The following is a 10881-nucleotide window of genomic DNA, read 5'->3' as shown; positions in this document are numbered from 1 at the left end:
TGCACTGGGTAACCTGTGGATGGCACGCAAGCAATTGCTCAAAGCGTGAAACGCGAGGGCGTGGGCGGCCTCATGCGCGGGCAAACGTGAATCACACGGCCGAATCAAAACCTATGACCAGCGCCGCAGCATGTTTGCAATGTAGTGGCACGCGCTGCAAACAGCCCACGCGCAGAAAACGGGTTTTGCAGACCTTCCTTAACGGTCTTTAAGCCGATGCCGATCGGCTGCTCTTGACAGGAGTGACCTTGCCCTCGAAAAACGTATCCGTTACTGAGAGTATGTAAAACTTCAGCAACCGAGGATTTAGCAATGGGTAACTCGAGGGCGCGGTACACGCTGGAATTCAAGATTGAAGCGGTGCGCATGGTGCGTAGCGGCCAGAGCCTCGCGTCGACGGCGAAGATTCCGGGCATCAATAAGCAGACGCTAAATGCGTGGCTCAAGGCCGACGATACGAGCAAGCTCAATGGTGTGGGCAAGCAGGTGTCAGCCGAAAAGATTGAAATTGCCCGGCTGCGCGCCGAGCTGGCCCGCGTGAAGATGGAGCGCGATATCCTTGGAAAAGCGACGGCTTACTTCGCGAAGCGGGCGGTGTGAAGTACGCGTTGATCGAACGACATAGCCGGCAATGGCCGGTTTCCGTGGCCTGCCAGGCGCTGGGTGTCAGTCCCAGCGGTTATCACGACCGTAAAGCCCTTGACGTTGATTCTGAGCGACCGCGTCAGCGCATCAGCAACGACGCACTGCTGGTCCGCATTCGCGCCGTACATACCGAATCCAAATGCGAATACGGTTCGCCACGCGTGTGGAAAAAGCTTCGGGCTCAGGGCATCCGGGTGAGCAAGGACCGGGTTCAGCGGCTCATGAAGCTGCACGGCATCAAGGCGCGCACCAAGCGGCGATTCGAAGCCACGACCGACAGCAAGCACAATCTGCCGGTCGCGGCTAACCTGCTGCAACGTGACTTCTCGCCGGCGAAACCTGATCAGATCTGGACGACAGACATGACCTATCTCTGGACCGACGAGGGCTGGCTGTATCTGACGAGGCATTGTGAGGTTGACGGGCCGGTCGCGTAAGATGACGAGATGAGAAATCGCTGTATCACGGTCACCGTTTTCCGGCCGCCGTCATCAGTTGTGCCGTGCGCTGGTATTTTCGCTTTCAGTTGAGCTTGCGTGATATCGAAGAGTTGCTCTTCGAGCGTGGGATGATCGTGACGTACGAGACGATCCGATGCTGGTGCGATAAATGCGGAAAGGGCTTCGCTCATCGGGTAAAAGTCGCGCGCCGCAAGCCCGGTAGCGCGTGGCACCTCGACGAAATGTTCATCACGCTGCGAGACGAGCCGTTTCTGTTGTGGCGAGCGGTCGATGAGCACGGCGCCGAACTGGATATCCTGGTGCAAAAGCGGCGCGATAAGGGCGCCGCCAAACACTTCTTCAAGCATGTGCTGCGCTCAAGCCCGGTCCCGCGCAAGATCGTCACCGATCAGTTGCGCAGCTACCCGGCCGCCAAAGCTGAGATCCCGGAGCTCGCGAACGTGAAGCACGTTTTCGTGAAAGCGGCGGCCCGGCTAAACAATCGGGCCGAGAACAGCCACCAACCGACACGCGAACGCGAGCGTCCAACGCGCGGCTTTCGCGACCCGAAACGCACACAGCGATTCCTCTCGTGCTTCGGGCTGATTTGGCAACATTTCGCACTCAAGCGCCACCTGCTACGCGCTTCACTCTATCGCAAACAACTCGCCGCCCGGTTTTTCGCCTGGCGCTAAATCACTGAGCTTGCCCTAAATCCGTCGCATGCTTTTTAACGCATGCGGGTCTCTGCCGCCTTTCACCCTTCGGCTCGACAAGTTGACAAAGCCATCCGTATCAAAATTCATACACCGAGATCGCTGATATTTGCGGTATCCGGGAGCGAACGGCCAAGTACCACATGGCAAACCTCGTTCACAGACTCGACGTATCGACCGCTAAACAGGCCGTAATCGTAGCGTCAAGGCTCGGACTGTCTGCATCGAATGTATGACTCGCGCGCTGCGCGCTTGCGTATCCACCACGTACGAAGTACGATTGCAAATGCAACTGTTTAGACCGCAACTCAACTTGAATGCGAACTCCAGCATGACAAAAAGCAGCCTGACGTTCTACACGGCGGACACGCCGAACGGGCAGAAGATAAGGCTCTTCTGTCGAGAGGCAAAGCTGGGCTATGAACAGGCGAATCTGGATCTTTCGAGGGGCGATCAGCGTGAGCCGGCTTTCCCGACCGCTTCATCGATCACGGCGACCCGGCGAAGTTGCTGGCCGAATGCGGTCTCGACGGCGGGGGCATCGTGGAATCGATCCGTGGGCGATTTCCGGATCATCTGGCCGGGGCCTCGACGGGCCAGTCGGTAGACCGAGTCTACACCGTCAGGTTCGCGACGAGATCGGCGAGGACCGCATGATCGCCTGAAAATCGCTGCGCCAATCCGACGATTTATATGCCCAACGACAATTCCCCTAAAAGCACGTTGCCCGGTGCGTGTCTGGCCGTTATCTATCTCTGCGCCGTCTCTTGCGTGGGGAAGATGATTCACAACGACTTTGTATTCTTCCCCGAGCTTGCCGCGCTCGCCTACGGCCTGTTCATGCGGCCGACCGGACCGTGGGCCATGGCGCCGCTGATGGTCGCCGTGACGCCTGCGGTGACGGCGCTTTGGGGCGTGAGCGTGGCGGGCTATCTGCCATACGGTGTACCGTCCGCGATACTGTGCATCGCCGGTTCCCTTCTGATTGTGAAGGCCATGAAGTCGCCGGTGTTTCCTGCCGTTCCGGCGGGCTTTCTGCCGTTGGTGTTCAACGTCACCAGTGTGCACTATGTCGTGTTTATCGCCTTCGATACGGGTGTGCTTGCGCTGCTGTCCGTGGCGTACCAGCGCTGGTGGCGCGCCGGAATCGGGCAACCTGAACCAGCTGTCGTGCGGACGGAGACGCGTACGCCGGCGAATGCATACCGCAAGACGACGCGCTGGGCAGCCTTCTGGAGCGTGCTGGCGGTGACCTATTTTCTGGCGGCTCGCACCGGTATCCGGCTCATTCTGTTTCCTCCGCTGATCGTGATCGCGTTCGAGACGCTGGTGCGAGCCGAAACATGCCCATGGGCGCGACGCTCCGCCTTGCTTCCAGCCATCTGCATGGCGACTGCGGGGCTTGGCTGGGTCAGTATCGTGCTCTTCGGGACGGGGCCGCTGTCGGTGTTGTTCGCACTGGGGGCAAGCATCGTATTGATACGCGCCGTGGGCGCCTTCATGCTGCCGGCGCTCGCGATATCGGTTATCCCACAGATCATGCTCCATACGGATTGGCGCTATCCGCTGGCGATCGGGACGGGAACCGTGGCCGTCGTCGCAACACGCTCGATACTCAACGTGGTCGAGCAGTTTCAGGCCCGATCGGGCGGCAGTCGCGCGGTCGAATAAGACCCTCTGCCCCCGGCATGGCACTGTCACGTTGGCGGGGCATTCACGTAACATGATGCGATGACGAAAACGAAATCGCTTTATCACGGCCACCGGTTCCCGGCGTCGATCATCAGCCATGCGGTGCGGTGGTATTTTCGGTTCCAGCTCAGCCTACGCGACATTGAAGAGTTGCTGTTCGAGCGCGGCGTGACGGTCAGCTACGAGACGATTCGCCGCTGGTGCGAGAAATTCGGCGCGGGCTTTGCCCATCGGGTGAAAGCAGCGCGCTGCAAGTCGGGTAGTAGGTGGCACCTGGACGAGATGTTCGTCACCCTGCGTGGCGAACCGTACCTGCTTTGGCGTGCAGTCGACGAGCACGGCGTCGAACTCGACATCTTGCTGCAAAAGCGTCGCGACAAGGCCGCCGCCAAACGTTTCTTCAAGCGTGTACTGCGCTCAAACCCGGTGCCACGCAAGATCGTCACCGATCAATTGCGCAGCTATCCGGCAGCAAAAGCCGAAATCCCGGAGCTGTTTCAACGTGAAGCACGTGTTCCTCAAGGCCGCGGCCCGTGTCAACAACCGTGCAGAGAACAGCCATGAGCCCACGCGGGACCGCGAGCGGCGCATGCGAGGCTTTCGCGACCCGAAGCGCACCCAGGCTTTCCTGACGAGCTTCGGTCCGATCCGTCAGCACTTCGCACTGAAACCACATCTGCTGCGCGCTTCTCTCTATCGCAAACACCTTGCGGCCCGGTTCGCCGCATGGCGCGAATTTACCAACGTGACCCAAACTCCGTCGCTGCTTTCTGGGCCACAGTGCTTTATGCATCAGCATCGACGAAGTTCCGTAAGTTGGCAATGCGGGAGAGCTTGGGAATAGCAGCATAAACCAGTCCAAGTATTTAGCCGCACCCGCAATCAACATGTCAAGTCTTTAGCCGACGCTCAGCTCGCCGAGTCGCCACTCGATCCTCACGATGGCGGATTCACAGTGGAGTCGACGCTAATGCGAACGTGATTCTCATCCTTAGCCGGTCGTACGAACGTCTTCCATCAGCTGAATAAGCTAATGCTCTCAATCGCAGGTGAGTGTCTTCACCTGCCGGTCAATTTCCCTCCAACGACGTCAAACTCCTGCAAAAATTGCGACGGGCCGCTACTCCTCTAGCGAGCACCGACCGTCGCTCGTCGGAGTGCTTTCATTCGAATGTTCATATTCGATAAAGTCATTCACATTTTTGCGCATTGCCACGTCTCGTGTGGCGCAGATACGATGACTTCTGGAAAGCCCGAGCTGGCTGCCTGATGCTTCCCATGACTACCTCGCCGACATCCACGCAAAGCCATCTGCGCGGTCGCGCCATAGCTGAAACAGTAAGAATCCATGGAATCGACTTCGCGCCCATTGCCCGCAGGACTCTTTAACCCGCAAGTTCGTTCGGTCGAAGCGGCTAGCGCATCCGTCACGATACTTAAATTAGCCTTTCCATCTCAGCACCCAATGACTTACCGGGAGGGCCAGTTTTTGAGTATCGAATTGCCCGACGGCGAGATTCGATCGTATTCGATGGCGAATGCGGTGGTGGAGGCCGGCGAAATCGAATTACATATCCGGCTGCATCCGCACGGCAAATTCTCGACGATCGTTCGTGACAGCCTCGCCGCGGGTGATCATCTGAAAGTGCATGGACCATTCGGCAGTTGTGTGTGGCCCACGTCGCTTTCCGCCGATGAGCGAGTGGTGCTGCTTGCTACAGGAACAGGCATCGCTCCGATCAACGCACTCATGGAAGCCGCAATACGCTCCGGTTGCGAAAATCCAATGTGGCTGTACTGGGGTGCCGAAAGCAGGGCGGACCTCTACCTGTACGATCGCTTCGAGCAACTGAGCCGGATCTATCGGAACTTTCACTTCATTCCGGTGCTGAACGCTCCTGATCCTGATCCTGATTGGGACGGCGAACGCGGCTTGGTGCAGGAGGTGGCCGCGCGTCACCATGCAGATCTCTCTTCGGCCTACGTCTATGCCTGCGGTGCTCCGCGTATGGTGGCGGGCGCCAAGGCGCTGCTGACCGCTCGAAACCGTCTCTCGGCGGACAGGTTTTTCGCGGATGCGTTCGAATCATCTTCAACGGCAGTGCCGCATGTCGCCGAGACTGCGGAACGTATTCCAATCATCGTGGCGGGCTCCGGCAAGCTGGAGGCCAACCGCGGTACGACCCTGATGGAGACACTGCGCGATGCGCGTCTGATCATGGGCGTGTGCGGTGGGGCAAAGTCTTGCGGCACCTGTCGTGTGGTTGTCGATTCAGAGTGGTTCGAGCGCCTGACGCCCGCGGATCGAGGCGAAAAGCGTCTGCTGCGCTCGCTGGAAGAGTCTGGGCCATGGGACCGCCTCGCATGCCAGGTTGTGCTCACGCCCGAACTTGCCGATTTGCAAATCAGTATTCCGCTTTGACTTCTCTAGCGTCCCGTCCCTAGCAATTCATCTCATCAAGGACCCCATAATGAGTGCCGCGCATGTTCAGGAAAGTATCGAAGCAGTAGGAAGCAAGTATGACCCGGAAAAGATGATGATTGCCCGCGAGCAGACGCGCTCCGCGATTCATCAGATCGCGGAAGCCATCAAGCCTGGAATGGTTGAGGAAGACGCCGTTGAAATGGCGAAGGACATACTCGCCGACCTGGGCTTGCTGCGCGGCTGGCATGACGTCTTCGTCCGCTTTGGTGTCAACACGACGAAGACATATGGCGCTGCGTCCGAGCCCGGTATAGTTCTCGGCACCGACGATATTTTCTTTGTCGACATTGGCCCGGTCTGGAAAGATTGGGAAGGCGATGGTGGAGAAACTTTTCTGACTGGCAATGACCCCGAGAAGGCTCGATGTGCGAAAGACACGAGAGAGATCTTCGAAGAGGTTCGCCAGTGCTGGCTCACGACGGGAGCAACGGGCAAGGAACTCTACGAGTTTGCCGTAGCGGCGTCTGAGCGACGCGGATGGGTGTTCGACATGGATTTGTCAGGACACCGTCTGGCCGACTTCCCGCACGCTGTCGTTTATGAAGGTTCGATGGCGGGCGTCGATTTCCGCCCAGGTAATCTGCTGTGGGTGCTGGAGATTCATATCCGCAGCGCGGATAACCGCTTTGGCGCGTTCTTTGAAGATATTCTCATGGAACACGACTAGAAGCGCAGCGTCTGCACGAAAGGCCGCCGGATTTCGATATCGCGACCGGCGGCTTTTTAAATCCGTGTGCACTCAGGAATACACTCGGATTTAGCCCGCGCTGAACGGATGATGTTCGACCCAGTGCCTCGCAATGTCGATACGACGGGTGATCCAGACATTGGAATGGCGCATTACGTGATCGAGGAATCTTTCCAGTGCAACGGCCCTCGCGGGATGGCCGATCAGACGCATATGCAGACCGATCGACATCATTTTTGGCTGCTTCTGTCCTTCACGGTAGAGCATATCGAAGGCGTCGCGCATGAAGCTGAACCACTGGTCCGAGGTGCCGACAGCGCCGGCGTACTGGCCGTCGTTGTTCGTTAGCGAGTACGGGACCACCAGATGCGGCTTGTCGCCCACGACCTTCCAGAACGGCAATTCGTCGGCATAGGAATCCGAGTCGTACAGAAATCCGCCTTCTTCGACCAGCAACCGGCGAGTGTTTTCACCCGGCGCGTAACGACAATACCAACCTTCTGGCCGGGCGCCAGTCGTGCGTGTCAGCGATTCTATCGCGAGTCTGATGTGCTCCCGCTCCTGCTCTTCGGTGAGCAGATAATGCTTGATCCATCGCCAACCGTGGCTGCAAACATCGAATCCCGAGGCCCGGATCGCGTTGGCAGCTTCGAGGTTGTGTTCCAAAGCCATGGCACACGCAAATACCGTTGCAGGCAGGTTTCGCTCCTGGAGCAAACGCATGAGTCTCCAGAAACCGACCCGGCTGCCGTACTCGAATAAACTCTCGGCTGCGAGATCGCGTCCCACGACACCCGTATTCAGGCCATTGGACTCGGTGAACCAGGTTTCCGTCGCGTCGTCACCCAGTTCGATGGAGGGCTCCGATCCTTCTTCATAGTTCAGCACGAAATTTAACGCGATGCGTGCGTCCCCGGGCCATTGGGGATCCGGGGGATTGGCGCCGTAGCCAACGAAATCACGAGTCGATTGATGCATGCGGGGCTCCACAATAGGCGTCGCTCATGCGCGCGCGACGAGGGTGACAAAATAGACAGGCCGAGACCCGGACATTTAAAGCGCCCGATTCAGAGCCCGCTGACTAGCACGCGCAAAGATTCCAGCGCGCGTTTGACCGCGGGTCGATCGCCAATCTGCTCCAACCAGAGTGTCACGTGCCGGTACTTCTGAATATCGAGGTTCAACTCTTCGTGGGTGCGTAGCCACGTGAAGGCGGCGATATCCGCGATCGAATAAAGAGAAGTTGCAATGAATGGGGAGCTGGCGAGGCGCCGGTCGACGACCCCGTAGAGACGAAGCGCCTCGTTGGTATAGCGGTTGATTGCTTCGGTATTGACGGTTTTCGAGGCGTGAAGAAACCACCAGAGTTGACCGAGCATAGGTCCGATACCGCCAATCTGGAAGTGCAGCCATTGCTGAACGGCGATCCGGTCTTTGGGATCGGCAGGATGCAGGTGTCCATAGGTCGAAGACAGATAGCTGAGTATGGCGCCCGATTCGAATACGGTGATATCGGCGGCATGGTCGACGATTGCGGGGATTTTTCCGTTGGGATTGATCGCGAGGTAGTCGGCCGTGTGTTGATCGCCAGCGGACAGGTTCAGATTGACCTTCTTATGGGAAAGCGCCGCCTCCTCGAGAAAAATACTTATTTTCTGTCCGTTTGGCGTATCTGCCGTATAAAAAGTGAGTTGGAGTTGCTCAGTCATCGGTGTGGGAGGCGAAAAGGAGGATGGCGGCGCCCGAGGGCGTGGAGTGCATTCGCGCTATGTCTGTCCGACGGCACGGCCGAACGCTTTGTTTGCAGAGGCAAAACGGGAGACATGCTCCATGAGAACCCGAATGCGGGGCGTGGCACGAAGCTCCTGATGGGTCAACATCCAGACTTCCGTCGACATCTCGTCCAATGGGTCGGTGACGCGTTGCAATTCGGGCTGGCGATCGGCCAGCATGCACAGCAGCGGTGCGACACCGGCCCGACGCTCAACGAGCTGAGTCATGGCGAGCAGGGAGTCGACCTGCATACCGACGCGCGACTTATCGACATGCTCACGAATCCACTGTGCCTGAGCAAGATGCTGTAGATCGTCGCCTGGTGCGATCCAGTCATACTGGTTCCATTCCATTGCATAAGGATTGGCTGCGAGATAGTCGCGATGTCCGTAAATTGCACTCGAGAGCTTGCCGAGACAGCGGCCGATCAATTGTGGCGGCGGCTCGCTGCTGGGTCGAATCGCGATATCGCATTCTCGTCTCGAGAGATTGAAGAATGTGTTCGAGACCATCACTTCAAGTTTGATGTCAGGATAGGCTTGCCGAAAAGACGCGAGACACTCGGCCATTCCACCCGCGAGCAGGGTATCGGTGGTGGTGACACGTACCGAGCCCGTCAGATGCAGTTCTCTACCGCTCAGCCGGCGTTCCAGTCCTATAACCTGCACTTCCATTGCCTTCGCTACATCGCAGATCTCGTCTGCCGCCGACGTAGCGACGTAACCGGCGCCGGAGCGTTCGAATAGCTTGACGCTCAGGCGTTCTTCTATATCGCTCAGGCGACGGGTGACGGTGGCGTGACTGACCTTTAATACCCGGGCTGCGGCCTTGAGCGTCGTTTCGCGGCGCATGGCCAGAATATAGCGAAGATCGTCCCAGTTGATATTGTTCATTTTCGATAATCTCGTTTCAGTTTTTGCATGTTGCGGGAGCAAACCATCGGTCTATATCATCGGGTTCTTCAGGTAGCAACTATTTGCCATCAAGATCTCCCACGACTTCAAGGGTACTCAATGAGCCATCTGTTATACATCGAAGCTTCGCCGGGTGAACTGAATTCGCATTCGTCACAGGTGGCATCCAGGTATATCGAGAGCCGCACCCAGAGCGGACCGGTCACTTCTGTTCAGCGCCTGAATCTTTGGGAAGAAACCCTTCCAGCCTTTGACCGGAAGGTGATCGAAGCCAAGTTTGCAGTGTTGCGAAAAAAAGAATTTTCCACGGATCAGCTGGAGGCGTGGACGAAAGTAAAGCGCTTCGCCGACGAATTTTGCAGCGCGGACGAGTACGTACTATCCGTCCCCATGTGGAACTTCAGCGTGCCCTACGTGTTGAAGCATTACATCGACGTGATCACGCTAGCGGATGTCAACTGGATATGGTCGCCTGAATCCGGATACAAAGGATTGCTCAAGGATAAATCGGCAACGCTTATCTATTCGAGTGCGAGCGACTATCCGCTCGGACCGGATTACCACCCGCATGACTTTCAGAAACCCTACCTCCGTAAGTGGCTGAATTTCATTGGTGTGGAAGACATCCAGGAGATCAATGTGGCTCCGACGCTCGCCGCGCCAGATACGTTGGCAAGCGTCAAAGCAAACGCGACTGAAGTCGCGCAGCAACTCGGGCAATCGGCCGCAGCTTTACATGGACAGCACGCCAGCTAAGGGGCGGATATCCTGGCGTCCCGTCGAGGGCCGCCTATGCGCTCTCTACCGTTCTTCGTCGCGAAAGACATTCATTGACCTCCCCGCTGAGCGGCAGGCCGGGAACGGGATCTGCGGCGCGTTGCCCGGCCATCGGAATCGGTTTCCTCGGGGTTCTCCGCCGCGAGGCCAGCATACTGTTTGTATTCGTGGGCGGCAGAAAGAATCCGGCGGAAACCTCGTTCCAGTGCATCGTGCTCGCCGGGTGTGAGGTGCGAATTGAAATGTTGCTCGATGAGCCGCTGATACAGCGGCCACATCCGCTTGCGTAGCGCCCGACCTTTCTCGGTGATGATCGCGATCTTGCCTCGACCGTCGCTCTCCGATTGCCCTCTCACGACCAGTCCTTCTTTCTCCAGCGTAGTGATGATTCGCGTGATGAAGCTGCGACTGTAGACCGCCTGCTCGGCAAGATCACGCATTCTCAGACGTCCTTCGGGCGAAGATTCGAGCGACCACAATACGTCGTACCAGGACAGAGGAGGCAGGCCTTCCTGACGGAACGTCTCTTCCATGATGTCGACGACAAGCACGTAAGTGCGGATAAATGAGGCCCAGCCAGTGGATCCGCGACTCGTGCCTGGGTGATTTTTCTTGAGCATAAACCTTGTTTCGAGAGTAGAAACCTGGCGCCCCATACGCGCAGCTGCCAGATTGGACGGAACGCGGAGCCTATTCCTGCATTGAACAGCTCTATGTTCATTGCAACGGTATCACAAGGCCGGTCACAGGC

General features: G+C 57.7%; 10 protein-coding genes and 3 pseudogenes. 9 read left to right on the top strand and 4 right to left on the bottom strand.

The features are described from left to right. Positions 1 to 312: 312 nt before the first annotated feature. From FQ746_RS21840 to FQ746_RS21800, 8 genes and pseudogenes are all read left to right on the top strand, one after another. Positions 313 to 1049, top strand: a pseudogene (locus tag FQ746_RS21840) (IS3 family transposase); the annotation flags it as partial. Positions 1050 to 1102: 53 nt separating this feature from the next. Further along, a complete protein-coding gene (locus tag FQ746_RS21835; RefSeq protein ID WP_144111726.1) occupies positions 1103 to 1780 on the top strand; it encodes an IS6 family transposase in 678 nt (225 codons plus the stop codon). 119 nt (positions 1781 to 1899) lie between these two features. Then, entirely contained in the window at positions 1900 to 2037 is a 138-nt protein-coding gene (locus FQ746_RS21830) for a hypothetical protein (protein ID WP_260854127.1), read from the top strand. Between the two features lie 229 nt (positions 2038 to 2266). Further along, positions 2267 to 2458, top strand: a pseudogene (locus FQ746_RS21820) (hypothetical protein); the annotation flags it as partial. A 123-nt stretch (positions 2459 to 2581) separates the two neighbouring features. Further along, positions 2582 to 3472: an HPP family protein gene (locus FQ746_RS21815; protein ID WP_144111725.1), complete on the top strand. Its 891-nt coding sequence runs from the start codon at positions 2582 to 2584 to the stop codon at positions 3470 to 3472. A gap of 60 nt (positions 3473 to 3532) precedes the next feature. Then, positions 3533 to 4229 (top strand): annotated as a pseudogene (locus FQ746_RS21810) (IS6 family transposase); the annotation flags it as partial. 612 nt (positions 4230 to 4841) lie between these two features. Further along, positions 4842 to 5915, top strand: a complete 1074-nt coding sequence (locus tag FQ746_RS21805) for an NAD(P)H-flavin reductase (protein ID WP_144111724.1) — start codon at positions 4842 to 4844, stop codon at positions 5913 to 5915. A 49-nt stretch (positions 5916 to 5964) separates the two neighbouring features. Then, a complete protein-coding gene (locus FQ746_RS21800) occupies positions 5965 to 6645 on the top strand; it encodes a M24 family metallopeptidase (protein WP_144111723.1) in 681 nt (226 codons plus the stop codon). Positions 6646 to 6735: 90 nt separating this feature from the next. Here the strand turns inward: FQ746_RS21800 and FQ746_RS21795 are convergent, their stop codons facing one another. The 3 genes from FQ746_RS21795 to FQ746_RS21785 all read right to left on the bottom strand — a co-directional run bounded on the left by FQ746_RS21795 (position 6736) and on the right by FQ746_RS21785 (position 9332). Further along, positions 6736 to 7644 carry an allantoinase PuuE gene (locus FQ746_RS21795; protein ID WP_186310802.1) on the bottom strand — a complete coding sequence of 303 codons (909 nt, stop codon included), beginning with the start codon at positions 7642 to 7644 and terminating at the stop codon, positions 6736 to 6738. A gap of 89 nt (positions 7645 to 7733) precedes the next feature. Then, complete coding sequence (locus tag FQ746_RS21790; RefSeq protein WP_144111722.1) at positions 7734 to 8375, bottom strand: glutathione S-transferase family protein; 642 nt, start codon at positions 8373 to 8375, stop codon at positions 7734 to 7736. A gap of 57 nt (positions 8376 to 8432) precedes the next feature. Continuing rightward, on the bottom strand, positions 8433 to 9332 hold the full coding sequence (locus tag FQ746_RS21785) for a LysR family transcriptional regulator (RefSeq protein ID WP_144111721.1): 900 nt from the start codon (positions 9330 to 9332) through the stop codon (positions 8433 to 8435). 120 nt (positions 9333 to 9452) lie between these two features. On the opposite strand from FQ746_RS21785, the gene FQ746_RS21780 reads away from it, so the two are divergent. Further along, the gene (locus FQ746_RS21780) at positions 9453 to 10109 is read left to right on the top strand and encodes an FMN-dependent NADH-azoreductase (protein WP_186310801.1); all 657 of its coding nucleotides are present in this window, start codon (positions 9453 to 9455) and stop codon (positions 10107 to 10109) included. Between the two features lie 71 nt (positions 10110 to 10180). Here the strand turns inward: FQ746_RS21780 and FQ746_RS21775 are convergent, their stop codons facing one another. Continuing rightward, entirely contained in the window at positions 10181 to 10750 is a 570-nt protein-coding gene (locus FQ746_RS21775; protein WP_186310799.1) for a MarR family winged helix-turn-helix transcriptional regulator, read from the bottom strand. Between the last annotated feature and the right edge of the window lie 131 nt (positions 10751 to 10881).

The sequence above is a fragment of the Paraburkholderia sp. BCC1886 genome (assembly GCF_900996245.1).
Taxonomy (GTDB): Bacteria; Pseudomonadota; Gammaproteobacteria; order Burkholderiales; family Burkholderiaceae; genus Paraburkholderia.
This window is presented reverse-complemented; position numbering and strand designations above follow the sequence as displayed.

Excerpts from the sequence above, each read along its gene's own strand:
- FQ746_RS21815 (WP_144111725.1), top strand. The coding sequence starts at position 2,582 with ATGATTCACAACGACTTTGTATTCTTCCCCGAGCTTGCCGCGCTCGCC.
- FQ746_RS21805 (WP_144111724.1), top strand. The coding sequence starts at position 4,842 with ATGGAATCGACTTCGCGCCCATTGCCCGCAGGACTCTTTAACCCGCAA.
- FQ746_RS21800 (WP_144111723.1), top strand. The coding sequence starts at position 5,965 with ATGAGTGCCGCGCATGTTCAGGAAAGTATCGAAGCAGTAGGAAGCAAG.
- FQ746_RS21795 (WP_186310802.1), bottom strand. The coding sequence starts at position 7,644 with ATGCATCAATCGACTCGTGATTTCGTTGGCTACGGCGCCAATCCCCCG.
- FQ746_RS21790 (WP_144111722.1), bottom strand. The coding sequence starts at position 8,375 with ATGACTGAGCAACTCCAACTCACTTTTTATACGGCAGATACGCCAAAC.
- FQ746_RS21785 (WP_144111721.1), bottom strand. The coding sequence starts at position 9,332 with ATGAACAATATCAACTGGGACGATCTTCGCTATATTCTGGCCATGCGC.
- FQ746_RS21780 (WP_186310801.1), top strand. The coding sequence starts at position 9,453 with ATGAGCCATCTGTTATACATCGAAGCTTCGCCGGGTGAACTGAATTCG.
- FQ746_RS21775 (WP_186310799.1), bottom strand. The coding sequence starts at position 10,750 with ATGCTCAAGAAAAATCACCCAGGCACGAGTCGCGGATCCACTGGCTGG.